We start from the raw sequence: 25955 nt of genomic DNA on the forward strand, positions 1-25955 counted from the left end.
ATATTATGTTAAATTGAATATATTGCTGTTTATATAAATCAATCACTTACGAATACTGCAATTGCCGCACTCTCCAAGCCCCGTATTTAATGGGTTAAATATCACTAATTGTTGAATTTGCTGACTAGCGCCAAAAATCACATCTCACGCATATTGAGGAGTTTTCCACATGATTAATAGCCAACTGCATCCAACATTTAACGGTTCAGACTTAAGAAACTACTTTGATTCACCTGCACAAGTGGCCGATTACTTTGGCATTCCCGAGCGTACTGCTCGTGATTGGTACAGGAAGAATCAAGCACCAAACTCTGCTAAACGTTTAATGGATATTGCGGCCAGTAGATTTCTGCCGTGCTCTTTGGGATGGGAAGATCTTCGAATCTTTAACGGATTGCTATATACGCCAAGTGGGCAAGTCATAACGCCGGCTCAATTGGACTATATATGCAAGTGCTTCGACACTCCGCGACACGCACAACGCTGGTTACAATCGCATCGACACGAAGCTCGCATACCTTTATGGGTAAAAGAGCAACAGTCATCAAAGGTGGTGGAGCTTATTAGCGTCCCTCTTAAACTGTAGAACTGAATTCACCGTAATCAACCACCTCAATTAGGAAGGCCGATAAATGGTATTATCGGCAACTGTAACACCATTCTTTTTAAATACAGTATTTATTAGGCTTACCATTTGTAAACCCAGCAATTAAGTACTGCTTGTTAGTGCGCTTTTCAAGTTTGCTTTTTTCGTTTAAATCAACAATTTCTGTAATTAAAAGGTATAGTTCGTTAAAAAAGAACAGAAACTGGTTACTCTTGGAATTCGCTACTATAAAGCATTCTCCTCCCACATCCTCTACGCTCTTATTCATAGCTAGGTCCTTAAAGCGATCTCTATTGTTGCTTTGCTGCTGATAAAGCTCCGTAATTTGCTCGGAAGCGTTAGGCCCAAGCCACTTCACGATTACAACTTTTTCGTCAAGGTTTAGTAGCTCTTTGCGTTCCTTGAAATACTGGCCTTTGGTAAGAAATACACCATAATCATAAATATCTTCCCCTTTAAAGGGTAATTTTAAGTTTTTCCCACCTCTAAAGTCTGAAGCGCTATCTATCATACGGCGTATTCTTTTGTCGTTTTTTTTATAGAGCTTGGATATCTCAGTTATAGCTTCGTCCCCACCTCCTCCTTTTGCGCTTATTCTTGAAAGAAGCCCAAATAGTTGGTCAATTTTGCTTTTTTGGGTGTTGCAGCCTCTGCACACATTGAAATCCCCTTTTGCATTCGTTCTTTTTTTAGAGACCGCTGAATTTGGTATTAGGTGTTCGACTGATCGTCCATCTGGCGCATTGTTTGACTTTCTGATCGTTATGCCGCAATAAACACAATATTTACTCTTTATCATATCTTTAATCGCTAAATTTAATATCAGTAGATTTGCACTTACAAACGAGCTACTTGGAGGATTCACTTCAAGGTAATCTTCTTTAAGACAAAATTAAATCTGGATGGACAACGTCAGAGTCTATTAACATCATGCGAGCGCACAGAATGGCTTCGTTAAACCATTCTGTATTAGCTCTTAATAACCTTTGCTCTAAAATCCATGCTGACTTACGGGCGTTAGGAAAATGAACAAGAGCACTGAATTTACCATCAGCATACCCCTTTTTGTCAAAACAACTATTAATGAATATAACCAAAGCAAAAGCATCTTTAGAGTCTTTTTCAATATTCTTTAATGATCTTCTAAATTCCTGCATTGTCTCAGAGATGATTTTGTCTTTTTCTTTGCTGTCGTTTGACGTCATGATTACCCTTCCTAAAGTTCAACTTAAATGAAAGACTTTTTAAAATTAATATTGTTAATACCAATAGGTTACCACAACAAATTAAAAGCCAGCCTAAAGTTTTGGAACGAGCTTGGAAAATCCAAAAAAATGCCAAAAGCATCGCTAGATGCGAGCTTTGATAAGTGGCTTCTTTCTTACTCGCCATAATTAGCTTTCCTTTTTAGTGGCTAGCTCTTGCTGCCATTTAAGTTTGTATAGGCGTTTATCCATGCGAGATAACAACCGCCAATTTAAGATAAGTGACGCAGCTATTAGCACCTCAACCGGTGCAAAGCCTATCTCGCAAAGTGTTTGCAACATGCCCTAGCCCTTAATCACTTTGCCAAGCACGATTAGCGCCGTGACAATCACAATGGTTAAAATAATGAGCTGCGAACCCACATCAATCACCACTTTGAGCGGGGCATCTTGTGAGAATGCAATTTCGTTAGTTGTGCCGAGCATAAGCGCCCTAGCCTTATTTGTTTGAGCGCGGTTATCTGTCTTGTTGCTAGAGGTACAGTAAATCGCTGTTATATAGACTAAGATTTGGTTTAGCCGCTTATGGTTGTGGCAAATTTGCCAACTTAGACGCATTTCTTAAACAAACAGACTTAGCAATTTTGCTAAATTAGTAGTAGTTAGATTAATTTAACTACACTCTGCTATTTTTAGCTTACGCTAAGACATGCAGTCAGCGGCTACGCAAAATGTAATTATTAAAAATGGTGGCAGCCTATGCTAGTACCCATTATGCGCTGTTTGCCGACAGCAAGCCGATGAAGTTGGTAGGTATTTTCAATACTGGCTGGGTGTTTTTTGAGCATAAGGGTAACTAACGCATTGGTTTATAGGTTCTCTTAACATACAATTAATCAAGGATTTATGCGTGGATGATTTTTTAGGGATGAAGTAATGAATGAAAACAGTGTAGAAATTGAGTTAGCTGAAAGCATTACTTCTGAAGTTGTAGGGAATTTGTGGGAAAAAGCAAACACGCTTTTAGATAACTATCCAAACTCTCCCATTGTTGTTAATGCACACAATTTAACGTATATCGATATATCTGGCATCGCGTTCTTATCAGATTTACAAACACGATTTCGGGAACCTGGCACCGAAATTACCATAATTGGCCTTAATCCTAGTTTGGCCGAACTTGTACCGCCCGCCCCTGCAGAAAAACAGCCTATTGCAACTAAAAAAGAAGCTGGTTTTTTCGAACTCATTGGACAAGCAACAAAAGAAATTCTTATTTATGTTGGTTCTATCGCTCGATTTATTAAAGATTGTGCAATGGTATTCAAATTGGGGATAACCCGAGAGAAAAACGTAAACTGGTCAACGGTCTTTGATATTGCAACTCGGGCTGGAGCAGATGCTGTTCCTATCATTATGTTGATTGGCTTTCTGATGGGGGTGATTATCGCCTTCGAGATCGGCTTGGTTGCTCAACAATTTGGCGCTGTTCTGTTTGTCGCGGATGGTATAGGTATTTCAATGCTTAGAGAGCTAGGTCCATTGATGACCGCGATTGTTTTCGCTGGCCGTACAGGTGCTGCGTTTGCCGCAGAGATAGGTACTCAGAAAGTTAACGAAGAAATAAACGCCTTACGTACCTTTGGGATAAGTCCTGTTGAGTTCTTAGTGATACCTCGTATTTATGCTTCTATTGTTGTACTCCCTTTATTAACAGTATTTGCCGATATTATCGGGGTTTTTGGCGGAGCCCTTGTTTTGCTGAAGTTCGATATCAGTTTCATTCAGTATTACCATCAATTATTAAACGCACTTACTATGTGGGATTTAGGATTGGGCTTGATTAAGGCAACAACCTTCGGATTTATTATTGCTGTTATTGGTTGTGAAAAGGGCTTAACTACCGGACAAGGTTCTACCTCGGTAGGTTTGTCGGCAACTAGCGCAGTGGTAAGTAGTATCATTTGGATAGTGGTCATCGATGGCTTTTATACCATATTGCTAAGCTAAGGAAGCCTAATGAACTCGGAAATGAATAACCAAGAAAATGTTGATGCCGTAGTAGTGACTGGCTTAAAAATGGGATATGGAGAAAAAATCCTGTTAGAAAATGCCTCGTTCAGCGTAAAGCGCGGCGAAATTCTGGTCATCCTAGGTGGTTCTGGTTGTGGTAAATCCAGCCTAATGAAACACATTATTGGTTTATATGAGCCAATCGGCGGGGATATTTCAATTAATGGTAAAAGTATTGTTGGCGTAGGCGAAACTGAAAAAGCTTCTATTCAGCGTAAACTTGGGGTTATGTACCAAAGTGGGGCTTTGTTTGGTTCACTAAACATTTTAGAAAATGTACGTTTCCCATTAGATGAATTTACAGATCTAGGCTTAGCAGAGAAAAACAAAATTTCCAGAACCTTATTAGAACTGTTGGAAATGGGAGACTCTGCCGAATTAATGCCTAGCCAATTGTCTGGTGGTCAGCTTAAGCGAGCTGGTATTGCAAGAGCTATGGCCATTGGCGCAAATATCTTAATTTTGGATGAGCCATCAGCGGGTTTAGATCCCATTACAGCAGCTAACTTAGATCAAACCATATTAAACTTGAGAGAGAGCTTAGGTTACACATTCATTATTGTGACGCACGAGCTACAAAGTATTTTCTCCATAGCAGATAGAGCAATTATGCTCGATCCAATATCTAAAAGCATTATCGCTGAAGGAAATCCAAATAATTTACGTGATGAAAGTACAGACAAGCGAGTTCGCCAGTTTTTTAACCGGCATCCAGATACACTAATACCAGATGAACTAAATGAAGAGAGTGAGCTAAGAAATGGATGATTCAAAAGGCAGTTACAAATTAGGGTTGTTTGTGGTCTCGGCGTTGATCTCGTTATTTATTGTCTTATTTATCCTTGGTGGGCGGTCATTATTTGAGCCTAAGACAATTATTGAGACTTACTTCGATGAATCAGTATCTGGTTTAGATGTAGGAGCACAAGTTAGGTTTAGAGGTATAACCGCAGGTAAAGTGGTTGAAATTGAATTATCAGATGCGCTCTACGAATCGGATGTGCCGAGAGAAAAAAGGAAGTCTTATGTCGTTGTTCGCAGTGAAATTAATGGCGAAAAACAAACCGTAGAAGAATTGAATCAAAACATCAAAATTTATATTGATCGCGGTCTTAGGGCGACCACACATATCGCAGGTATCACCGGCCAGCAATACTTATCGTTTGATTATACAACAGCAGATGAAGGATTAAGCTTCGATTGGGATCCAGAGTATCCTTATATTCCATCGAACAGAAGCTCCACGGGCAAAATTATTTCCGGGATACAGAATCTAGTGGCAAATTTGGATGAGGTAGATATCAACACCTTGGTCTCAAATGTTAATGCGTTGCTCGAAACGCTTAATAAGTCTATAGGTTCAGTTGATATTGAAAAACTGAATGCAGAGCTATTAACATTGCTGTTTAATACTAACCACATGGTGAAGAGTGTAGACGGCGTAGTATCAGATCCAGATGTGAAAGATATTATCTCTTCCGTTGCAGAGATTAGCAAAAGCCTGAATACATCTCTCAGTGAGAATGGCGATATAAGTAAGTTAATCAAAGATTTGGATAGAGTAGCGGTTAGGCTAGATGTGATTATGGCTGATAACCAGCCCGAAATTAACTATATCATGAAGGACCTAAGGGTCACTGCTGATAACCTAAAAAGCTTTTCCGATACCTTAAAAAACCAACCGTCCAGTATTATTTTTACTACTGAGCCTGAGAAGTTAAAAATTGATTAAAACCCTTAATATTACTACTCCAAATAAAGTGTGGTTAGATATGAATAGAAATAAAAGCTTCCTAGTGATGTTGAGTATTGTTGTGTTATTTGGCTGTGGAATAGGCAAGCCAATAGACAGCCCGAATAATTACGCCATTGTGGCAGATTATCCTGATAAAACTTTCTCTAAGAAATTTGAAACAGTGCGTATAGACAGCGTACGTGTAGATAGCCCTTTCAATAATACCCAAATGGTATTTAGATTGTCTGATGTTAGTTTCGAAACCGATTATTACAATCGCTATATTACAGAACCTGGTGCAATTATTGAAAATCAGCTGTCTACTTTAATTACTCGTTCTGGGCTGGCTGAAAATACTGTTCCCTACAATGCGAGTGTTTCAACTAATGTGGTACTAAAAACGGTAGTTACCAAACTGTTTGGGGATTTCAGAAAAGATCAAACACCCGCAGCTTTGATGGAAATACAATTCATTTTGGTCGACACCTCTGCTGCTAGGCCAGACATTATTTTAGAGAAGAAATTATCTCGCAAAATTGAGCTAGCAGATAAGACGCCACAAGCGTTTGCAAAAGGCTTGAGTAATGCGTTAACAGAAATTTTTGATGAGTTGGTAGAATCGCTCAACAAGGCGTAGAGTAAGCTTATCTAAAACCTGTTTAAGTGGATACTTTCTGAGTATTGAAGCATAACGAAGAACGTTAAAACAAATCAGGTTTAGAGCAACTTGTTTAGGTGCCCGCATTAGCGGGCATTTAGTTAACATGTTTATCTTCAAACGTTTTAAAAACACACTTATGTTAACGACCATATTGATTAGTCCTTATTTTTAACAAGCATTTAGTCACTTTGACGATCGCAAATCATTTGATACAACTCTAGGGTCTGTTGATCTTTGCTGATGGTTTTAGCAGCAATTTATTAGCCATTTAGGCAAGGCAGTGAGTGTGCAGTTAAGTGGGCTTAATAATCACTCGCTAACGCTAAATAAATGGCTAAGAAATGCTGCCCGAAGGCTTCGGATAAGCGAACTTTACTCTTTGTTAAGCACTTTTTGCTTAGCCCACTAGGCTTCTAAGTGCTCGCCGCGATTAAAGCCCGCTTATCTCGAACAAAATTTCAACACCAAAGATCAACAAACCCTAGTCACTTCCTTACGCAGTTTATCTGTTGAATATACAATTATGTTCGGCGGGCTGTGCATAAGCGCCCTATCCTATGCACACTGCGCGATACAGCAAGGCAGCAAATCCTTCATTCTAGCTACTAGCTTTTGATTTCTTGGAGTGCAGTTAGATAGGCAATAACCTGAGCAATATGACGATGAATTAGCCACTTAGCGCGCCTAGGTGAACTTTCTTAACGGCTTACTCGTTAACCGTATAAGCATTTAAAATCGGAACTATTAATGGCAATTGCAGTGGTTTGGTTAAAACGAGATTTACGTTTGAATGATCATCAACCTTTAGTGGATGCTATCCATTCTGGCTTGCCTGTGCTGTTGGTGTATTGTTTCGAACCGATGTTATTAAAAGACAAACATTATTCTGAACGCCACTGGTATTTTGTTGCGCAGTCATTGTTAGATATCGAAAACCGTATCCCACCTAAGGCACTATTTTGCAGCAAACGTAACGCGCTTTATACCTTCTCTCTTATCCATAAACAGTATCAAATTGCCAATATATTCAGCCACCAAGAAGTTGGGTTAAACAATACCTTTGAGCGTGATAAAGCCATCGCTCTTTGGTGCTCTAAACAAAACATAACTTGGCAGCAAACACCCTATGCTGCTGTACAACGTGGATTGGCCAATCGCAACACATGGGACAAACACTGGCAAACGGTAATGCGTGCAAAACTCGCCGTGCCAAACCTAACAGAAGTAAACTGGCTAAGCCACTCTGCTCCCTTGGCATGTGCAACGGCAAACTACTGGTTAAAGCGCTTCTCACCTAACAGGGGGCATTTTCAACAAGGAGGCGAAATACACGCTCTAAAAGTGTTGGCTTCATTTTTTAACGAACGCGGTAAACAATACGCGTACTGTTTGTCTAGTCCAGTATTAAGCCAAAACCATTGCTCGCGGCTATCTGCTTATTTAGCCTGGGGTAACATAAGTTTGCGGCAGGTGTATCAAGCCCTACTCAAGCATTGGCCGGTACCAGGATGGCGGCGAAGTTTAATGGCCTTAAGCTCACGCCTGCATTGGCATTGCCATTTTATTCAAAAATTTGAAAGTGAATCGGCCATGGAGTTTCGTTCTGTAAATAGAGGTTACGAAAATTTACCCAGAGTTACAGGAAAGCAGGCCAAACATCACTTACAAGCTTGGCAGCAAGCTCTTACCGGCATACCTATGGTTGATGCTTGCATGCGTTGTTTAGCTAATACTGGTTACATAAATTTTAGAATGCGAGCAATGTTAGTGAGCATGTTATGCCATCACCTAGCGCTGGATTGGCGGGATGGCGTTAAGCATTTAGCCCGTTATTTTTTAGATTTTGAGCCGGGGATTCACTATAGCCAGTTTCAAATGCAGGCTGGCGTTACAGGGATAAATACTATTCGTATTTATAACCCCGTTAAACAGGGCTTAGAAAAAGACCCTGAAGGACAATTTGTTCGCCGCTGGCTACCTGAGCTTGGGCAATTGCCCGCTCCTCTTATCCACACGCCCTGGCAACTAACAGATATGGAACAGGCTATGTACCAAGTTAAACTAGGGGTAGATTATCCAATGCCCATTGTGGATTTAAGCAAAAGCTATAAGCAAGCGCAGCAGCTACTTTGGAGCTGGCGAAATAAGCCAATGGTTAAAGCCGAAGCCAAGCGTTTATTGCAGTGCCACGTTAGGCCAAATTAGTGAAAAAGTCGCAACTTCCGCAAAAAATTTGCCCAGTGTGTATGCGTAGATTTAGTTGGCGAAAAAAATGGCAACGAGATTGGGCTAAGGTTAAGTATTGCTCTAAACGCTGCGCTGGCAATAAACACTTTACTAATGACGAGAGTAGCCATGACTTTGCAAGCTAAGAAAAAATATAGCACTTTGCGTTTAATACTGGGCGATCAACTCAATGCTAGCCATAGTTGGTATAGAGCCAGAGATGAACAAACTCTTTACCTAATTGCTGAGTTACACCAAGAAGCCAGCTATACCTTGCACCATAAACAAAAAATAGCGGCTTTTTTTGCCGCTATGCAGCAATTTGCACAAGCCTTAGAGAGCAGTGGTCACGAGGTGCTTTATTTAAACCTCGACGACACTTCATCATTTAGCGATTTACCTGCGTTATTAGACTATCTTATCGACCAGTACCGTGTAGATCATTTCGAGCACCAGCTACCCGACGAATATCGATTGAGAGAGCAACTCGCAAATTTTCGAGGCTCTTTATCTATACCCTCTTGTGCTTGCAGCACCGAGCATTTCTATTTACCTGATGAGGAAATTGGCCATTATTTTCAACCTCAGAAACGCCACCGTATGGAAAACTTTTATCGAAAAATTAGGCAACGTTTTAATGTGCTAATGGATAGCGATAAACCACGTGGTGGTAAGTGGAATTACGATGCAAACAATCGTAATAAATTGAAAGCCACGGACTTAGCCAATGTCCCTGCCCCGTTATTGTTTTCAAATAACGTTAGCAGTATTTTGGCAAGGATAGATAAACATAAAATAACCACAATCGGCCATGCAGATACACAATTAATTTGGCCAGTTAACCGAGCACAAGCAACTCAGTTGTTGAACTACTTTTGCGAAGTATGTTTACCTCGTTTTGGTCAATTTCAAGATGCAATGACTGGAAAACTCACGTTACTGGGCGAAGATCACGGGTGGAGCTTGTATCACTCTAGGCTTTCTTTTGCCTTAAACGCAAAACTATTAAGCCCTGCCTATGTTGTTAATACCGCCATTGCGGCTTTTGAGCAGAGTAACGGCGAAATTGAAATTAGCCAAATAGAGGGTTTTGTTCGTCAAATTATCGGCTGGCGCGAGTTTATACGGGGCATTTATTGGGCAAACATGCCAGACTACGCATCGCTAAATGCCTTAGATGCTAATCGACAGCTACCTAGCTGGTTCTGGACGGGTGATACAAAAATGAATTGTTTACAGCATGCCATTAAGCAATCGCTACATTTTGCCTATGCCCACCATATTCAACGCTTAATGGTTACTGGGAACTTTTGTCTACTTACGGGAATTGATCCGGCGCTAGTCGACCGCTGGTATTTAGGTATTTACATTGACGCCATAGAATGGGTAGAAATGCCAAATACCCGTGGCATGAGCCAATTTGCCGACGGCGGCATTGTTGGTTCAAAAGCTTATGCTGCCAGTGGCAACTATATTAACAAAATGAGCGACTATTGCTCTGATTGTATTTATAACGTTAGCAATACAATCGAAGATGATGCTTGCCCGCTAAATTCTTTATATTGGCAATTTATGCATAGTCACCAACTACAAATGGGGAATAACCCAAGGACTAAACTAGTATTTAGCTCTTGGCTTAAGAAGTCAGAACAACAACGCATAGCTGTACTCGATAAAGCAAAGCACTGCTTAAACGACATAGAGAACCTGTAATCTGTCTATAAATTGCCTTATGGTCGTTTGTGTTTGATGCAAAACACTTACTTCGCATCAAACGCGATCAGCCAGTCAAAATTTCATCGCATAAAGCCATCGCCTAAGTACAAGTTGACTTATCTAGCGATAGTTGAGCAGTATTGGCGAAATCAGCAAAGCCTTCTATATCAGTATGCCCCAAGCAGACACCTGCACCTATATAAGCCAATTAGGGCCTCATAGACAGAGTTTAACTTAGCCATGGTAGATTCTTAGTGATAGGTTTAGATGGATCTTGTGGGTCTTAACGACTAGCCAAACTTCTAAGAACTAAGCAGATATTTCGCCTTCAGTTACTGGCAAAGTTACCATCAACAATGATGTCAGATAGTTAATACGCAAGAGTTTGTCAAACTGTTAACATTGACAGTAACCAAAGTTGTCCGTAAGTGCTTTAATTTAGTTAACTAATCGTAATTACGGCTAGTTCTCGCGTTCTGTTCAACTTGAGAGTGGTTGGCTATGGCCACTCCCGACCTTAAATATTGGTTGAATATGTTTTGCCTTTATATTGCCACTTTTATTAAGTGGCTTTTTTTTTGCCAATATGTCTTTGTTCAACCTTTACAACACGCGTTATAGTTTAATTCTTCAAAATATTGCTGTATAAGCCTGCTCTAATTATTTTATTTGGAGGGGTATATACGTGTCTAAATTCTTTTTTAAAGGCCGTATTGAAAAAAAGCCGAAACATGAAAGCTTTGGCTTTAACACGAAGCGTGATGTGAGGATCGGGACTGAAGAAAGCCCTTTGTCGTTGCAGGTAAAAAGTAAAGAACGCCAGACAGAGCTTCAACAGCGTGCCACAGAATATGGGATTGTTGTAGATATCGCCGTAGATGCCGAAGCTGACGAAAATACTGAACAGTTAGAGCTGTTAATTGCAAAACCAATCACAAAAGTAGTTGAGAAAACGCCTAAGCGTAATGAACCATGTAGCTGTGGAAGTGGTAAAAAATTTAAAAAGTGTTGTGGTTAAGAAGGAAGCTTGAGCCTCCTTCTTTAAAAACTACTTTAAGTTTTTCCAGTGAATTTCAACTTCATTTTCATCAATGGTGACATAAGCTGATTCTTCGGTAATCGTTACCGACATATCCATGGTGCGTTGAGTAAAACTGGCTAATGTGACCATTTCGTCCCAACTCAACTGCCATACTTCTACGTCCAACAAGTTGATTTTATTTTCTGTTTGTTGCCACCACGTATCGGATTTTGAATTAAAGCAATACACCTTGGCGTATTTAGCCGATCTGGTAGCTTTTTTAATTCGCTCTGGGCTTGGTTCTCCTACATCAATCCACAGTAGGGTGCCACCTTCTAAAGATTTTTGCCAAATGTCTGGTTGCTCTACTTCACTAAGTCCTTTGGTAAATTCTAATTCTGCTTCTGCATTCAAACAAAAGGCCATTGTACGCGCCATCATACGCTCTAATGTTTCAGATGGATGTTGAGCAATAGTGAGATTTATGGTGTCGTAATAATTGCGGTTTAAGTCAGATAATGAAATACGTAATTTGTATATTGTAGGTTTTAGCGCCAAAAGAAAGTCTTCTCATTAGTAGTGCTAGGCGGTTAACTTAGCTAATTAATACTGTGAGAATGCGCCTTTTAGCGATAAAACTCAATAAAAATTTAGTCTGGATAAGCGTTTCTTATTTCAAGGAATTCATCAAAATTATTCACTAAAATATCTACCAACTGCGGATCGAAATGCTTGCCTTTTTGCTCAATAATAAACTGTTTGATTTCTTCATTAGTCCAAGGCTCTTTATAGGAGCGTTTAGAACCTAATGCATCAAATACGTCAGTAATTGCCATTATTCGCCCCACTAAAGGGATGTTTTCACCTGAGAGTTGTCGCGGGTAACCACTACCATCCCATTTTTCATGGTGGCATAAGGAAATTTCTGCTCCTAAGCGAGCGATAATTTTATTAGAATCCGCTAATAGATCGTAACCTACTTGCGCGTGCGTTTGCATGATCTTCCATTCTTCAGCATCTAACTTACCGGGCTTGTGTAAAATAGACTCTGGAATAGCAATTTTACCTAAGTCGTGCAGCGGTGCGGCGTGTTTAAATGCTTCCACGAACTCTGGGTCAAAATCGAGTTTTTGGGCCATTAATTCACAAATCAGAGACACACGTTTTACGTGAGATCCCGTTTCTTTACTGCGTTGCTCGATAGCATCACCAATAATGAAAATTAGCTCTTTTTGAGTATCTTGAATTTCTTCTTTAATGGTGAGGTTTTCAAAAGTGAGCGCGATATTGGTGGCAAAAACTTCAAGCAAGCCTTTTTCGATGTCGTCTAGTGGGTTTTCATGTTGCACGTATAAAAGGCTAACGCTGCGACTATCAGTTGGATAAAACCCAACATAGCAGTTTTCGGTGACCAGTGTTTTCTTTTCTTCCAATGCGCGTTTTAAAAGTTGTTTGACGTTGTCGGGAATTTTGCTTTGGTCGAAATTATATTCATTGTGTTCGTTAGTTACAAAATCCCCCGTTGCCGCTAGAACATTAAATGATTGATGACGCAGTACATCTTCGGTAAGCGTTGTAATGTACATTGCTGAGCTTTCTAACTGAAATAGCTCTACCAGTTGTTTCAATACCGCTGACCCAAAGTGGTACAAGGTTTTACTTTTAAGTACCAACGATGTTGATTCTATAACCTGCATCAATCCTTGTCGGTGACGCTCAATAAACAGAATATCTCGGTAAGAACGAATGGCAGAATAGGTAATGGTTTTTAGTTTAGTGGCCGTTAATTCTGTTTTGCTTTTGTAATCGTTGATGTCGTAGTCTTTGATCACAGATTCTTCAGGAGCTTGACCTGGTTGCCCGGTGCGTAAAATTAAACGTGTTGCATGGTTTTCTTTAGTTTCTCGGATCCACCTAACTAACTCTAAACCCGCATGATCGGTCTCCATAACAACATCGACTAGGGCTATAGCGATGTCGTTATGTTCTTCAAACATTCGTTGTGCTTCTTCTGCACTATAGGCAGAGAGAAACTCAAGTTTATACCCATCAATTTCTACGTCAGACAATACCAACCGAGTTACTGAATGGATTTCGGCTTCATCATCAATGACCAACAACTTCCATGTGGGTTTGGCAACTTCTTCTGAAGGCTCGTCGAGATCATCGATGAAAAGAAAGTCACTCATACCTTACTCCATTATTCTTAGATACAGTAAAATTAGAACAGCAACTGCATAATATCAAAGACTATTATTCAGTTGCTTAAGAAAACTTAGAGGCTAAGCGCGTTATTGCTTCGTTAAAGATTCAAAAACTAGTCATAGTTCGATAAAATCGATTCAAACTCAATTACTTGAAATCTATGGAAAGTAGACTTAACAGCCAAAATATACTGCCTCCTGTAATCATTTTATCGATAGCGAGTGCATTGCTTATTTGGTATTCGTCTTTATCTGCACATACCCAAGATATTATCTACTGGATGCCCTATGGCTTAGCTGCCATTACCGCTATGTTGGCGCTTCAATTTAACCGACGTCAACTGATTACTGTGTTGATTGTAAATACCTTTAGTTACTGGCTTATCGCTACTTATCTACAGCAACCATTGAGTATTCCAGAAGCAAAGTTTGCTTTTACAGCGGTGTGTTTGTTCATCCCTGTCAATTTGGTGTTGAATCAGTTTATCAATGAAAATGGCAGTACAACCCCAAGAGCATTAAGCATTTATGTTTTTTTGTTAGTCCAAATGGCTGGTATATCGCTAGCACTGAACTTTTTTGTTGCTGACACCGCAGAATTTATTACTAAATGGTTCGAGCCTAGGCCCAGAGAAGGTTTAGTAATGAGCTTAGCTGCATTAGGCTTGTCTGCAGTTTGTATAGTCGCTGCTTTTATTCGCTGGGCTTATAAGTCTACAAGTTTGACCATAGGATTGTTTTTTAGTTTTATTGCCAGTCTCTTCCCGCTTATTTTTTTAGACCGAGAAGCTATTTCTTCGATATTTTTTACTGCATCGATGTTAATTATCCTATATGCAGGGTTTAGAGCTTCCCACGAGTTAGCTTATCGAGATGAGTTGACCGGGTTACTCGGTAGAAGGATGCTTTTTGAAAAACTTGCTGGTATGTCTAAAAACTATAGCCTAGCAATGGTAGACATTGACCATTTTAAAAAGTTTAACGATACCTATGGCCATGATGTTGGTGATGATGTCTTAGCTATGGTGGCATCTAAGCTGGATCAAATTGAGGGAGGTGGACAAGTTTTTCGGTATGGAGGCGAAGAGTTTACCGTTTTGTTTCGAGGTAAAAAACGCGATCATGCCATTGCGTTTTTAGACGACATTCGTGAAATCATCTCTGAAACTCCGTTTGCAATTAGGGATAAAACCAGCCGCGAAAAAGGTGATAAAACAGCTCGAAATCAGCAAGCCAAGCCTAAAAATACAGTGCAAATTACTGTAAGTATTGGTGTAGCTGAAAAAGCGAATCACCACGCCAGCGCCGAGGAAGTAATTAAAGAAGCAGACAACGCGCTTTATAAAGCAAAAAACAAAGGTCGAAACGTAGTAGTTGGTTAAGTTTTACAGTGCCTTTTAAAAAGGGGTAAACGATATCTCGTTTACCCCTTTTAGTTGAACTTAGAATAAGATTAAACTACTGCTGCAATGGCAGCACAAAGCGCTTCCATGTTGTCTTTAGTCATACCAGCTACGCTAATGCGACCTGAACCAACAATGTACACGCCATGTTCCTTTTTTAAGGTTTGTACTTGCTCTTTAGATAAACCAGAGAATGAGAACATACCATTTTGGCGTTGAATAAAGCTGTAGTCGCCTGTTGCGCCTTTAGAGGCTAAAGTCGCTACGAACAAATCGCGCATTTCTTTAATACGATCACGCATTTCAGCTACTTCTGCTACCCATTGCGCTTTTAACTCGGCATCTTGCAAAATAGTAGTCACTACTGCTGCACCATGTGATGGTGGGTTTGAGTAGTTTGCACGAATACCGGCTTTAACTTGACTAAATGCGGTTGCACCCTGCTCTTTATCAGCTGCGACTAAGGTAAATGCACCAACTCGTTCGTTATACAAACCAAAGTTCTTAGAGAAAGAGCTGGCCACAAGTAGCTCTTTAATCTGTTTAGCGAAGATACGTAAACCAGCAGCATCCTCTTCAACGCCAGTAGCGAAACCTTGGTAAGCAAAATCAAACAACGGTAGCGCTTTTTTGGCTGCTGTTAAGCTGGCTAGCTGTTCCCATTGCGCTGGTGTTGGGTCAATACCGGTTGGGTTATGACAGCAACCGTGGAATAGCACTAATTCACCTTCTGCAACTTGCTCTAGAGACGTTAGCATTGCATCAAAGTCGAGATCTTTAGTTTCAGCATTGTAGTAGTCGTATGCTTTAACTTCTAAGCCAAGCGCTTTAAAAATATTACCGTGGTTTGCCCAAGTTGGATTACTAACCCATACAGTGCGTACACCTAAGTGGTTATATGCAAACTCAGCTGCGTTATGCAGTGCGCCTGTTCCGCCTGGTGATTGTGCTGTAAATCCACGTTGGCTGACTACGATTTCACTGTTTGCACCAAATAGTAATTTCTGAACTTCTTTACCGTAAGCAGGATTACCTTCAATACTAAGGTAAGATTTGGTGGCCTCGTTTTCTAAAAGTCGCTTCTCTGCGATTTTAACCGTAGCCAAAACCGGGGTTTGACCGGCTTCATTTTTGTAAATACCAACACCAAGATTGATTTTATTGGGACGCTCATCAGCTTTAAAAGCTTCTGTTAGCCCTAAAATTGGATCTGCTGGGGCAGCGGATACGCGCTCAAACATAATTTCCTCACTACTAATTACATACCTGTATTGTGCGAAGATTACCTTAAGTCGCTAAACCTGTCTTTAGGGACAGAAAAAAATATCGGGAAAATTTTGATTTAACGCATTAATTTGGATAAAGCCGCTATTTTTGGTAATTTTTAAGGTCTGAGATTCCACCGACGAGCGCAATCAATTAAGATGCCCGTAAGGCTTATGAGAGAAACCACTATATGGATTTAAGTTTAGGTTTTATCGTAAAAAAATGGTTAGGCTCGCTACTAATGCCGCTTAATATTTCGTTGTTCTTTTTGTTGCTTTCTTTTTATTTTGGCATCACAAAACGTCCGTATCGCGCAGCAGCTACTCTGCTACCCGCGTTGGCTATTTTGTTGATTACAAGCAACCCTTGGTGGGTAAACAAGCAGCTTCTTATTAGTGAACGAGAGGTAATGCCTCCAAGTCAACTTGTAGACAGTTTCGATTTTGTTGTTGTTTTAGGTGGTGGTCATATTAGTGATCCAATGCTTTCCCCGACTGAGCAATTAAGTCGCTCATCATTTGCACGTATTTCCAAAGGTATTGAGTTAAGCTTGGTTAATCCGCAGAGTCGGTTGATTGTGTCTGGATATGGCGGCAGCGATCCAAGCAGTAATGCAGAGCTTATGGAAAAAGTAGCCCGGCAAGCTAACATTCCTCCAGCTAACATTATCACCATACCTAAAGCTAAAGACACCGAGCAAGAAGCAGCTGTTATTGCCACTTACATAGGACAGCGCCCTACAGCATTAGTGACTAGCGCAACCCACATGAAGCGTGCTTTACATCACTTCAATAAGTATTCAAGCAATATAAGTCCTGTGCCTACCGATTACTTGGGAAAAGAAGTTCAGGGAGAACAACGGCTTTATGAGTTTTTACCCGATGCGCGCTTTATTCATAGGTACGACGCTTTATGGCATGAAAAGCTTGGTATTTGGTGGCAAAAAATACGTACTTATTTTTCTTAATCGTTTGTTTTAGATCAGCAATTTACAGTTTTAAAGAGATAATTTTCTTTAAACACTACGTTTTTGTAATTTATTCACTATAATCGAGCCAATTTATTTAAAGGAGAGACGCACAATGAGACAACCTCTTGTAATGGGTAACTGGAAACTAAACGGTACTAAAGATTCTGTTACCGCATTAGTAAATGGCTTAATCGAACCAGCTAAAGCAGCTACTAACGTGCAAACTGCAATTTGCCCACCAGTAGTATTTTTAGGTCAAGTTGAAGCCTTAGTGGGTGATGCTCCAATCGCTTACGGTGCACAAGATGCAAGTGTAAACACTTCTGGTGCATTCACTGGTGAAAACTCTCCAGTAATGTTGAAAGAATTTGGTTGTACATACAACCTAGTGGGTCACAGCGAGCGTCGTCAGTACCACAATGAAACTGACGCTGTAGTTGCTGCTAAATTCAAAGCGATTCAAGAAAACCAACTAGTACCTGTACTTTGTATTGGTGAAACTCTTGAAGAAAACGAAGCAGGTAAAACTGAAGCTGTAGTTGAAACTCAACTTAAAGCTGTTATCGACCTTTGTGGTGTTGAAGCATTAGAAAATGCTGTTATCGCATACGAGCCAGTATGGGCTATCGGTACTGGTAAATCAGCTACTTCTGAGCAAGCTCAAGCTATTCACGCTCACATTCGTAGCTGGTTGGCAGCACAAAGCGCAACTGTTGCTGAAAAAGTTCAAATTCTTTACGGTGGTAGTGTTAAAGCTGCTACGGCTAAAGAACTATTCTCTCAACCAGACATTGATGGCGCGCTAGTTGGCGGTGCTTCTCTAATGGCTGAAGAGTTTGGTGCAATTATCGCTGCAGCAAACTAAGATTAGTTCTATAAAAAAGCCGCTGTATTTACAGCGGCTTTTTTTATGGCTTATTACAGCTAACTCATTTTTACTAATTGTTCTTGTAGCTCGTTTATTTCATCTCGCACTGCTGCAGCCTGTTCAAATTCTAACTCCTTCGCATGATTGACCATTTGCTTTTCTAATTTTGCAATATTCTTCAACATAATTTCTGGTGTAAGCGCTGCGTACTTAGCTTTGGGTTCAGCTGCTTGAAGCACTTTGCTTTTTCCAAAGTTACTAATATCAACAATTTTTTTATTTAACTTCTGCGGAACTATATTGTTATCAAGGTTGAACTGGTGTTGGATCTCACGGCGTCTGTTATTCTCACCAATTGCGCGTTCCATAGAGCCAGTGATCTTGTCTCCATAAAGTATCGCTTTACCTTGAGGATGACGCGCCGCTCGGCCGATGGTTTGAATTAAAGAACGCTCTGAACGAAGGAAACCTTCCTTGTCAGCATCCAGTATGGCAACTAGCGATACTTCCGGCATATCTAGGCCTTCTCGTAATAAGTTAATACCCACAAGCACGTCAAATACTCCCATACGCAAATCTCGGATGATCTCTACCCTTTCTACGGTATCTATATCCGAGTGCAAGTAGCGCACTTTTACTTGATGCTCAGTGAGGTACTCACTCAGATCTTCAGCCATCCTTTTTGTTAGTGTTGTAACCAGCACACGCTCATCGATGGCAGTACGTAAACGAATTTCAGACAACAAATCGTCTACTTGAGTATTTACCGGTCTAACTTCTATTTCAGGATCAAGTAAACCGGTGGGTCTTACAACTTGTTCAACAAACTCTTGGTTAGTTTTTTCTAACTCATAATTACTTGGCGTTGCCGATACAAATATCGTCTGTGGTGCAATTTGTTCAAACTCCTCGAACTTAAGTGGTCTGTTATCTAAAGCCGATGGCAAGCGAAATCCGTAATTAACCAGGTTTTCTTTACGTGAACGGTCGCCCTTATACATTGCGCCAATTTGCGGAACAGTAACATGAGATTCATCGATGATAAGGATACCGTCGGCAGGTAAATAATCTAATAATGTTGGTGGTGGCTCGCCTGGTGCGCGAGTTGACAAGTAACGAGAATAATTTTCGATGCCTGAGCAATATCCTAGTTCGTTCATCATTTCGATATCGAACAATGTACGCTGGGAAATGCGTTGCTCTTCTATTAACTTGTTAGCATCTAACAGCTGTTTTTTGCGCTCGTTTAACTCTTGTTTAATTGAGGAGATTGCATTAAGAATGGTTTCTCGCGGCGTTACATAGTGGGTCTTAGGGAAAATAGTCACCCTTGCCATTACCGCTTCTTCAGCCCCGGTTAGTGGATCGAAACTGCTTAAGCGTTCTACTTCGCCATCAAATAATTCAATTCTTACTGCATTCTTGTCAGACTCTGCAGGAAATACGTCAATCACGTCTCCACGAACTCTGAAGGTAGAACGCTGGAAGGCAGCATCGTTACGCGAATATTGGAGTTCTGCAAGTCGTCGAAGAATAGCCCTTTGATCAATTATATCGCCAACACTTAGGTGCAACATCATTTGCAAATAAGATTGAGGATCACCTAAACCGTAAATAGCAGAAACCGAAGCGACTAATACGACATCTCGTCGTTCTAATAAGGCTTTAGTGGCCGACAACCGCATTTGCTCGATGTGAGAGTTAACTGATGCATCTTTTTCAATGAATGTGTCAGTGGTCGGCACATAGGCTTCAGGTTGGTAGTAGTCATAGTAAGAAACAAAAAATTCCACCGCATTATTAGGGAAAAACTCTTTCATCTCACTATATAGTTGCGCAGCTAAGGTTTTGTTTGGCGCTAAGACAATGGTTGGCCTATTTTGCTCTGCAATAACATTCGCAATGGTGAATGTTTTACCTGAACCGGTAACTCCTAATAGTGTTTGATGTGCAAGGCCGTCTTCTAAACCTTCTATAAGGCTTGAAATTGCATTTGGTTGATCACCAGCTGGTTTGTATTCGGATACTAGGTCAAATGGTTTTTTCACTGCTCTACTACCAATCGTTTGTTTGTCTTGTTGTTTGTTATTCTACGCATAAGCTCCTCCAAACAAAAAGGTGTATTAGTGTCGAGTCGAATTTAGGAGCTCCCTAGCAGAGAATATCGCGAAAAAAAAATGAATAGCAGATAACGCCAATTGAGGGGGAATATAAAGTCTGTAGCAAAAAGTAATGCACAACATTTTTTTTGTAAAAGCAACAACTTTTTTCATCGGTTAAAAAACAACCTTAGGTGTGGCAAAAGACGTTAAGCCATTGAATAATATAAAGTAAATAGAAAAGTCGACATAGATCAATTTTACTCCTAAGCCGCGTATTTGGTGGGCTACAGAGATAAGCTGGCTTTTAATGCACACAGTTATCCACAAAAACGGTGGATAAGTTGTGTTAGGCACCTACAATTAAGGCTTTTATAAATTGTGTATAAAAATTGGTCGAGTGAAGTTTAATATAAAAAACTAATTTTTTATGAACATTAATTATCTGCGCATTTTTTGTACCAGCTGAACAAGTTTCGATCTGTAGTTTACAACAACTGGATGTAAGTTGAGCAAACAAACAGAAATTGTCATTTTTGACGCAGAATTAGTTGACACTTATAGGGGCAATTATTACTATGCGCCCCGCACTTAAGCAAAGCGATTCCCCAATAGCTCAGTTGGTAGAGCGGTGGACTGTTAATCCATGTGTCGTTGGTTCAAGCCCAACTTGGGGAGCCAAATCTCTTCGCTAAGTCAAAAATCAAGATTCCCCAATAGCTCAGTTGGTAGAGCGGTGGACTGTTAATCCATGTGTCGTTGGTTCAAGCCCAACTTGGGGAGCCAATCTTGATTACAATAGGTAAGACCTTATATGATTCCCCAATAGCTCAGTTGGTAGAGCGGTGGACTGTTAATCCATGTGTCGTTGGTTCAAGCCCAACTTGGGGAGCCAATCATATAATTAGATATACCTTACGATTCCCCAATAGCTCAGTTGGTAGAGCGGTGGACTGTTAATCCATGTGTCGTTGGTTCAAGCCCAACTTGGGGAGCCATTTCTTTATATCTAAAAAGCCTTATAATTCCCCAGTAGCTCAGTTGGTAGAGCGGTGGACTGTTAATCCATGTGTCGTTGGTTCAAGCCCAACCTGGGGAGCCAAATTTTTAACACTTCTCTTATCCTCTTTTCTAAATTAGTTAATCTAAAAATATATTACTTAATCCTAAGCATCTGATAGATAAGTCTTATGTTTGCATGTATCATTAATAGTGATTGCTGATTTATTAAACAGGTAGGATATGAAAGGCCTTAGAACATTTTTTGTTGTAAATGCTTTTTTATTTATCGCGCTATGGATTGCGCTAGTAGGGGTACATGTCCAATTATTTAAACTGGATTTAGCCCGCGAAAACCAACAAATTAATACCCTACTCGCTTTGCAATTAACTGAAGTAGGCCAACTTAATCAAGAATATTTAGCTAGTTTACGTAACCAACACCAATTAAGCTTTATATCTACTCAGCTAGCTGTTGATAATACATTAGCGTTAGTAGGCGCGCCGCAACATTGGTTAGTTGAACTCGCAGAACCGAGTAAAACTACCATGCAAACCATTGCAGTTGATAAGTACCAGGTCAACTTTAAACCCTCATTTGAATTTGTTAGTGATGGGTATTTGCGGCTATATCTCACCATTGCTGCACTTTGTGCAATGGGCTATATGTTAACGAGTCTTTTGTATATACGCGCAATGGCACGAGTTAAAAGTAAGCTTAAAAAACTAGTTAATGCTGAACGTTTTGTCGATGAGAAGCCAATACTTGGCGCCGTTGGTGAATTAATCAAAGATCAAAAGCAGCAATTTACTCAACAGATACGTCAACAAAAACATGCGATTCAACAATTGGAAAAGCAAGTTGCCTTAGATCCTTTAACCGGACAATTTAATCGGCATTCCTTCCGCCAACAAATGCAAGAAATGCTAAGAACACCCCCTAAAGACACAGTATTGTTTTTAGTTAGAGCTTCGCAGTTAGAAGAAATAAATAAAGCACGTGGTCACCAATCAGGTGATGAATACATTAGAGACATCGCTAAGATTATCGATATCAACCGCAAAGAATATTCATCAAGCTCGCTGTTTAGACTGTTAGGTGCAGAGTTCGCACTGATATTACCAAAGTTTCCTGCCAGTAGAGTCAGCCAAGTAGCACAAGCATTAAAATCCTCTTTAACTGAATACAGTAATGGTAAACAAATGCAAAGCGCTGCTTATACTGGTATAACCGAGCTTAAATCTGGAGACTCTATAGAGCGTGTTATTGCTCGTGCAGACGCAGCACTAGCAATTGCCCAAAGCCTCTCACCAAATGGCTGGGAGGTTGTGTTAGAAGATGATGAAACATTAGAAAGTAGCGAGCTGCAATGGCATGCTACGATAACATCCCTTATTGCCAAAAATTACTTTCGCGTTGCTTCTCAAGCCATTCAATCTTTGCACCGAACAATGCCTGCTTATCATGAGGTATTCATCCGTTTCTTAACTGAAAACAATCAACAACTTCCTACAGAAACAACCATGGTTATGGCTCAGCGTTTAGGTATGATTTTAGAGCTAGAGAAGGCAACAATTAGTTTTATCCTACGAACCATTTCAAGCCAAAATGCAGAGTACCGCTGGGGAATAAACCTAAGTAAATTAATTTTGACTGACCCAGATTTTTGTTCTTGGTTAACACAACAGCTACTCACCTACCCTAATTTAAAGTCTCGAGTTGTTTTTGAGTTAGAAGAAGAAATATTAGATATGCACTTAAGCAATGCCAGAAAGCTGTTTGAAGTACTTCGCCGGAACAGTTGCCACACTGCAATTTCAGATTTTGGTAACGGAATTGGTTCGTTTAAGTTGTTTAAAGAACTTAAACCTAACTACGTAAAAATTAGTAGCGATTTAGTTCAAGCACTAGAAAATGACAAAGCTAATCAACAATTTGTAAGTATGCTAGTTGAAGTGTCACACCGTTTAGGTTGCCAAGTTATTGCGCAAGGTGTCGAAACCTTAGAGCAAAAACAGCTGCTTGAATCTATGTATGTGGATAGTTTGCAGGGTTACTTAATCTCGCGCCCTGAGCTTATCGCTTAACTACTGAAGGGGTGGCAGTGAATAATTTGATTACTACTGCCTCGCCATTGTAATTTAGGGTCGGCCAGCTCTTGCACAAATTTACCGTCAATTAGAGTATCAACTTGCTTAACAATTGCCTGTTGTTGCGGGTTTAGTTCTTTTAGTTGATAGCCCGTCCACATCCAAATATCTTTGCCTAAGCACTCTTTTCTTACGCGCTCAACCAATCGTTGTACTGCGTCTAAATTATTTGGATGTAGTGGATCTCCACCACTCAAGCTAAGCCCTTTGCGCCTAATCCTAGCGTCGTTCAAATCGTCGATAATCTGTTGTTCTAGGTCATCAGTGTATGGGTGGCCGGCGTCGCAGCGCCAGGATTTTTGGTTATAACAACCGCGACAGTGGTGCTCGCAACCGGCAACAAACAAGGTACAGCGTGTACCTTGTCCGTTAACTACATCGACCGAATGGTAACTCAAATAGTTCATTTATAGATGTTTCACTCGGCGTTTAACTTCCTCTTGCTTACCATAGTTAAATGGTCGTGCATCGGGACTACCCAAGTAACCACATACTCGTCGTGTTACCGAAACTTTACTCGACTCAGTATTACCACAAGATGGGCATTCAAAGCCTTTACTGGTGCAGTTAAACTCACCGGTAAAATCACACTCATAACATTCATCAATTGGCGTGTTGGTGCCGTAATACGGAACACGACTATAGCTGTAATCCCACACATCCTCTAAGGCTTCGGTATTGTGCTGCATGTTTGGGTATTCACCGTAACAAATAAATCCGCCGCTAGTGACTGAAGGGTATGGCTGTTCAAAATCTATTTTGTCGAAGGGGTTAACCTTCTTTTCTACATCTAAGTGGAAACTATTGGTGTAGTAACCTTTATCTGTTACCCCCTCAATTACACCAAATTTTTTCGCGTCTAAACGACAGAAGCGATCACATAGGTTTTCACTTGGGGTACTGTATAAACTAAATGCGTAACCACTTTCTTTTTCCCAACGTAAAGTAGCTTGTTTTAATGCAGTAACAATACCTATCGCTTTTTGTTGTAACTGTTTATTGTCGTAAACGTGTTCATTGTTTCCGTATAGCGCGTTCACAGTCTCATGCAAACCGATGTAACCCAAAGAAATTGACGCGCGGCCATTTTCAAAGATTTTTGATACATCATCTTCTGCATTTAAGCGAACGCCACAAGCGCCCTCCATATATAAGATTGGGGCGACTTTGGCTTTTACCCCTTTAAGGCGAGAGATGCGGCTATCTAAACCATGTTTTGCAACACTTAAACGCTGCTCAAGTAGTTCGAAGAAACGTTGTTCATCACCTTTAGCTTCAATAGCAATACGAGGTAAGTTTAAGCTCACTACACCGAGGTTATTACGACCATCGTGAACATCTTTACCCTCTTCTTGATAGTGACCTAAGAAACTACGACAACCCATAGGTGTTTTAAATGAGCCCGTTACTTCGACAACTTTGTCGTAGTTTAGAATATCTGGGTACATACGTTTTGATGCACACTCTAAAGCTAACTGCTTAATATCGTAACTTGGATCTTCTTTTTTATGGTTTAAACCATCTTTAATAGCAAATACCAGCTTTGGAAATACTGCTGTTTTGGCATTTTTACCTAACCCGGCAATACGGTTCTCTAGGATTGAACGCTGAATTAATCGCGAGGCCCAGCAAGAGCCTAAGCCAAAACCAAAGGTAACAAATGGGGTTTGCCCATTCGCAGTGTGTAGGGTATTTACTTCATACTCTAAAGACTGGAACGCATCATGACACTCTTTTTCAGTTTGCGCTTTAGCGTAAGCTTCGGCGTCGGCTATTTGCCATTTTTTAGCAGTAGCTAAGTGCTTTTCATGGCTTTTAGTGACGTAAGGAGACAAAATCTCGTCGATACGATTAATCGTCGTGCCACCATAAATATGGCTGGCAACCTGAGCGATGATTTGGGCGGTAACTGCAGTTGCTGTTGAAATTGATTTTGGGGTTTCAATTTCAGCGTTACCCATCTTAAATCCACCGGTTAACATACCTTCTAAGTCGATAAGCATGCAGTTAAACATTGGGAAAAACGGTGCGTAATCTAAATCGTGAAAGTGAATTTCGCCAGTTTCGTGGGCTTTAACTACATCTCGCGGAAGTAAATGCGTTTTAGCATAGTGTTTTGCAACAATGCCAGCTAACAGATCGCGTTGAGTTGGAATAACCTTGCTATCTTTATTCGCATTTTCGTTTAGTAACGCTGCGTTGCTTTGTTCAACCAAACCACGGATCTCAGCATTTAACACGCTGCGCTTTTCACGAGCAACGTCGCGGTCGTGTCGATATTCAATGTAAGCACGTGCTAAAGTCTTGTTATCACTTTCCATTAAGTAGTTTTCAACAGATGACTGAATATCGTTGATATCTACTTCAGGTAAGTTCAAAAACTGCTCTGTTACTTGTTGGGCAATTTGTAATGCAACTAGGTTGTCCTTAACACCTAAAGCTTCAGCTGCTTTTAGCACTGCATCAACAATCCGCTTTGCGTCGTAAGGTACACGGCTTCCGTCTCGTTTTATCACGACTGTTTTCACGATTTACGCTCCAATTTCACTCACTCATTAAATAAAAAACTGTGGAACCCGCGCCACTAAAGGCTTCTAACAAAGAAACGCTCAAAAAAGCATCCAATGTGATGGTTATCCATATATTGTGGTTAAGGATTTTAGTTCCCACTAGATATAGTAGTCGAGAGATTTTAAGGATAAAGCAAATACAAATGATCGAGATCAACCGAAGCGTAAAAAGTAAATTTGA

At 40.3% G+C, this 25955-nt stretch carries 23 protein-coding genes and 5 tRNA genes; 18 read left to right on the plus strand and 10 right to left on the minus strand.

Annotation, left to right across the window (positions count from 1 at the left end; all coding sequences use genetic code 11):
• Window positions 1-169: 169 nt before the first annotated feature.
• Complete coding sequence (locus K5L93_RS00005) at window positions 170-586, plus strand: hypothetical protein (RefSeq protein WP_220717926.1); 417 nt, start codon at window positions 170-172, stop codon at window positions 584-586.
• Window positions 587-665: 79 nt separating this feature from the next.
• Here K5L93_RS00005 and K5L93_RS00010 read toward each other — a convergent pair whose 3' ends face one another.
• From K5L93_RS00010 to K5L93_RS00025, 4 genes are all read right to left on the minus strand, one after another.
• Window positions 666-1472 (minus strand): HNH endonuclease, encoded by an 807-nt coding sequence (locus tag K5L93_RS00010; RefSeq protein WP_246614948.1) that lies wholly within the window; start codon window positions 1470-1472, stop codon window positions 666-668.
• A gap of 16 nt (window positions 1473-1488) precedes the next feature.
• The gene (locus K5L93_RS00015; RefSeq protein WP_220717927.1) at window positions 1489-1812 is read right to left on the minus strand and encodes a hypothetical protein; all 324 of its coding nucleotides are present in this window, start codon (window positions 1810-1812) and stop codon (window positions 1489-1491) included.
• Between the two features lie 189 nt (window positions 1813-2001).
• On the minus strand, window positions 2002-2154 hold the full coding sequence (locus K5L93_RS00020) for a hypothetical protein (protein WP_220717928.1): 153 nt from the start codon (window positions 2152-2154) through the stop codon (window positions 2002-2004).
• Window positions 2155-2157: 3 nt separating this feature from the next.
• Complete coding sequence (locus tag K5L93_RS00025; RefSeq protein ID WP_220717929.1) at window positions 2158-2298, minus strand: hypothetical protein; 141 nt, start codon at window positions 2296-2298, stop codon at window positions 2158-2160.
• A gap of 450 nt (window positions 2299-2748) precedes the next feature.
• On the opposite strand from K5L93_RS00025, the gene K5L93_RS00030 reads away from it, so the two are divergent.
• The 8 genes from K5L93_RS00030 (at window position 2749) to K5L93_RS00065 (ending at window position 11241) form a co-directional block, all read left to right on the plus strand.
• Window positions 2749-3822: an ABC transporter permease gene (locus K5L93_RS00030; protein WP_220717930.1), complete on the plus strand. Its 1074-nt coding sequence runs from the start codon at window positions 2749-2751 to the stop codon at window positions 3820-3822.
• 9 nt (window positions 3823-3831) lie between these two features.
• A complete protein-coding gene (locus tag K5L93_RS00035; RefSeq protein WP_246614949.1) occupies window positions 3832-4653 on the plus strand; it encodes an ABC transporter ATP-binding protein in 822 nt (273 codons plus the stop codon).
• Window positions 4646-5617: an MlaD family protein gene (locus K5L93_RS00040; protein WP_220717931.1), complete on the plus strand. Its 972-nt coding sequence runs from the start codon at window positions 4646-4648 to the stop codon at window positions 5615-5617. The genes K5L93_RS00035 and K5L93_RS00040 overlap by 8 nt, the downstream gene beginning before the upstream one ends.
• Before the next feature lie 40 nt (window positions 5618-5657).
• Window positions 5658-6257 carry an ABC-type transport auxiliary lipoprotein family protein gene (locus K5L93_RS00045; RefSeq protein WP_220717932.1) on the plus strand — a complete coding sequence of 200 codons (600 nt, stop codon included), beginning with the start codon at window positions 5658-5660 and terminating at the stop codon, window positions 6255-6257.
• A 771-nt stretch (window positions 6258-7028) separates the two neighbouring features.
• Window positions 7029-8486 (plus strand): cryptochrome/deoxyribodipyrimidine photo-lyase family protein, encoded by a 1458-nt coding sequence (locus K5L93_RS00050; RefSeq protein ID WP_220717933.1) that lies wholly within the window; start codon window positions 7029-7031, stop codon window positions 8484-8486.
• A complete protein-coding gene (locus K5L93_RS00055) occupies window positions 8486-8653 on the plus strand; it encodes a DUF2256 domain-containing protein (RefSeq protein ID WP_220717934.1) in 168 nt (55 codons plus the stop codon). Before K5L93_RS00050 ends, K5L93_RS00055 begins: the two co-directional genes overlap by 1 nt.
• Window positions 8637-10220, plus strand: coding sequence for a cryptochrome/photolyase family protein (locus K5L93_RS00060; RefSeq protein WP_220717935.1), 1584 nt, complete (start codon window positions 8637-8639; stop codon window positions 10218-10220). Before K5L93_RS00055 ends, K5L93_RS00060 begins: the two co-directional genes overlap by 17 nt.
• Window positions 10221-10908: 688 nt before the next feature.
• Window positions 10909-11241: a PBPRA1643 family SWIM/SEC-C metal-binding motif protein gene (locus K5L93_RS00065; protein WP_220717936.1), complete on the plus strand. Its 333-nt coding sequence runs from the start codon at window positions 10909-10911 to the stop codon at window positions 11239-11241.
• 30 nt (window positions 11242-11271) lie between these two features.
• On the opposite strand, the gene K5L93_RS00070 is transcribed toward K5L93_RS00065, so the two are convergent.
• Window positions 11272-11802: a YaeQ family protein gene (locus tag K5L93_RS00070; RefSeq protein WP_220717937.1), complete on the minus strand. Its 531-nt coding sequence runs from the start codon at window positions 11800-11802 to the stop codon at window positions 11272-11274.
• Between the two features lie 92 nt (window positions 11803-11894).
• Window positions 11895-13433, minus strand: coding sequence for a DUF3369 domain-containing protein (locus tag K5L93_RS00075; RefSeq protein WP_220717938.1), 1539 nt, complete (start codon window positions 13431-13433; stop codon window positions 11895-11897).
• Window positions 13434-13798: 365 nt separating this feature from the next.
• Between K5L93_RS00075 and K5L93_RS00080 the strand changes: the two genes are divergently transcribed.
• Window positions 13799-14830 (plus strand): GGDEF domain-containing protein, encoded by a 1032-nt coding sequence (locus tag K5L93_RS00080; RefSeq protein WP_220717939.1) that lies wholly within the window; start codon window positions 13799-13801, stop codon window positions 14828-14830.
• A 71-nt stretch (window positions 14831-14901) separates the two neighbouring features.
• Here the strand turns inward: K5L93_RS00080 and K5L93_RS00085 are convergent, their stop codons facing one another.
• Window positions 14902-16092 (minus strand): amino acid aminotransferase, encoded by a 1191-nt coding sequence (locus K5L93_RS00085; protein WP_220717940.1) that lies wholly within the window; start codon window positions 16090-16092, stop codon window positions 14902-14904.
• 215 nt (window positions 16093-16307) lie between these two features.
• Here K5L93_RS00085 and K5L93_RS00090 point away from each other — a divergent pair, with 215 nt between their 5' ends.
• A complete protein-coding gene (locus tag K5L93_RS00090) occupies window positions 16308-17084 on the plus strand; it encodes a YdcF family protein (RefSeq protein WP_220717941.1) in 777 nt (258 codons plus the stop codon).
• Window positions 17085-17199: 115 nt separating this feature from the next.
• Complete coding sequence (gene tpiA / locus K5L93_RS00095) at window positions 17200-17952, plus strand: triose-phosphate isomerase (RefSeq protein ID WP_220717942.1); 753 nt, start codon at window positions 17200-17202, stop codon at window positions 17950-17952.
• 59 nt (window positions 17953-18011) lie between these two features.
• Here tpiA and uvrB read toward each other — a convergent pair whose 3' ends face one another.
• The gene (gene uvrB, locus K5L93_RS00100) at window positions 18012-20003 is read right to left on the minus strand and encodes an excinuclease ABC subunit UvrB (protein ID WP_220717943.1); all 1992 of its coding nucleotides are present in this window, start codon (window positions 20001-20003) and stop codon (window positions 18012-18014) included.
• Window positions 20004-20659: 656 nt separating this feature from the next.
• Here uvrB and K5L93_RS00105 point away from each other — a divergent pair.
• From K5L93_RS00105 to K5L93_RS00130, 6 genes are all read left to right on the plus strand, one after another.
• Window positions 20660-20735: transfer RNA gene (locus K5L93_RS00105), tRNA-Asn, on the plus strand.
• Between the two features lie 29 nt (window positions 20736-20764).
• Window positions 20765-20840: transfer RNA gene (locus tag K5L93_RS00110), tRNA-Asn, on the plus strand.
• A 33-nt stretch (window positions 20841-20873) separates the two neighbouring features.
• Window positions 20874-20949 (plus strand) — tRNA-Asn (locus K5L93_RS00115).
• A gap of 27 nt (window positions 20950-20976) precedes the next feature.
• Window positions 20977-21052 (plus strand) — tRNA-Asn (locus K5L93_RS00120).
• A 28-nt stretch (window positions 21053-21080) separates the two neighbouring features.
• Window positions 21081-21156: transfer RNA gene (locus tag K5L93_RS00125), tRNA-Asn, on the plus strand.
• Window positions 21157-21296: 140 nt separating this feature from the next.
• Window positions 21297-23141: an EAL domain-containing protein gene (locus tag K5L93_RS00130; RefSeq protein ID WP_220717944.1), complete on the plus strand. Its 1845-nt coding sequence runs from the start codon at window positions 21297-21299 to the stop codon at window positions 23139-23141.
• Here K5L93_RS00130 and nrdG read toward each other — a convergent pair.
• Both nrdG and nrdD read right to left on the minus strand, forming a co-directional pair.
• Window positions 23138-23611 (minus strand): anaerobic ribonucleoside-triphosphate reductase-activating protein, encoded by a 474-nt coding sequence (nrdG, locus tag K5L93_RS00135; RefSeq protein ID WP_220717945.1) that lies wholly within the window; start codon window positions 23609-23611, stop codon window positions 23138-23140. The two genes, K5L93_RS00130 and nrdG, sit on opposite strands and share 4 nt — an antisense overlap.
• Window positions 23612-25732, minus strand: a complete 2121-nt coding sequence (gene nrdD / locus K5L93_RS00140; RefSeq protein ID WP_220717946.1) for an anaerobic ribonucleoside-triphosphate reductase — start codon at window positions 25730-25732, stop codon at window positions 23612-23614. It lies immediately after the preceding gene.
• Window positions 25733-25955: the final 223 nt, after the last annotated feature.

It is taken from the genome of Agarivorans litoreus (genome assembly GCF_019649015.1).
Lineage (GTDB): Bacteria > Pseudomonadota > Gammaproteobacteria > Enterobacterales > Celerinatantimonadaceae > Agarivorans > Agarivorans litoreus.

Coding starts and splice junctions, on each gene's coding strand:
- K5L93_RS00005 (WP_220717926.1), top strand. CDS start 170: ATGATTAATAGCCAACTGCATCCAACATTTAACGGTTCAGACTTAAGA.
- K5L93_RS00015 (WP_220717927.1), bottom strand. CDS start 1,812: ATGACGTCAAACGACAGCAAAGAAAAAGACAAAATCATCTCTGAGACA.
- K5L93_RS00020 (WP_220717928.1), bottom strand. CDS start 2,154: ATGTTGCAAACACTTTGCGAGATAGGCTTTGCACCGGTTGAGGTGCTA.
- K5L93_RS00025 (WP_220717929.1), bottom strand. CDS start 2,298: ATGCTCGGCACAACTAACGAAATTGCATTCTCACAAGATGCCCCGCTC.
- K5L93_RS00030 (WP_220717930.1), top strand. CDS start 2,749: ATGAATGAAAACAGTGTAGAAATTGAGTTAGCTGAAAGCATTACTTCT.
- K5L93_RS00035 (WP_246614949.1), top strand. CDS start 3,832: ATGAACTCGGAAATGAATAACCAAGAAAATGTTGATGCCGTAGTAGTG.
- K5L93_RS00040 (WP_220717931.1), top strand. CDS start 4,646: ATGGATGATTCAAAAGGCAGTTACAAATTAGGGTTGTTTGTGGTCTCG.
- K5L93_RS00045 (WP_220717932.1), top strand. CDS start 5,658: ATGAATAGAAATAAAAGCTTCCTAGTGATGTTGAGTATTGTTGTGTTA.
- K5L93_RS00050 (WP_220717933.1), top strand. CDS start 7,029: ATGGCAATTGCAGTGGTTTGGTTAAAACGAGATTTACGTTTGAATGAT.
- K5L93_RS00060 (WP_220717935.1), top strand. CDS start 8,637: ATGACTTTGCAAGCTAAGAAAAAATATAGCACTTTGCGTTTAATACTG.
- K5L93_RS00075 (WP_220717938.1), bottom strand. CDS start 13,433: ATGAGTGACTTTCTTTTCATCGATGATCTCGACGAGCCTTCAGAAGAA.
- K5L93_RS00085 (WP_220717940.1), bottom strand. CDS start 16,092: ATGTTTGAGCGCGTATCCGCTGCCCCAGCAGATCCAATTTTAGGGCTA.
- K5L93_RS00090 (WP_220717941.1), top strand. CDS start 16,308: ATGGATTTAAGTTTAGGTTTTATCGTAAAAAAATGGTTAGGCTCGCTA.
- tpiA (WP_220717942.1), top strand. CDS start 17,200: ATGAGACAACCTCTTGTAATGGGTAACTGGAAACTAAACGGTACTAAA.
- K5L93_RS00130 (WP_220717944.1), top strand. CDS start 21,297: ATGAAAGGCCTTAGAACATTTTTTGTTGTAAATGCTTTTTTATTTATC.
- nrdG (WP_220717945.1), bottom strand. CDS start 23,611: ATGAACTATTTGAGTTACCATTCGGTCGATGTAGTTAACGGACAAGGT.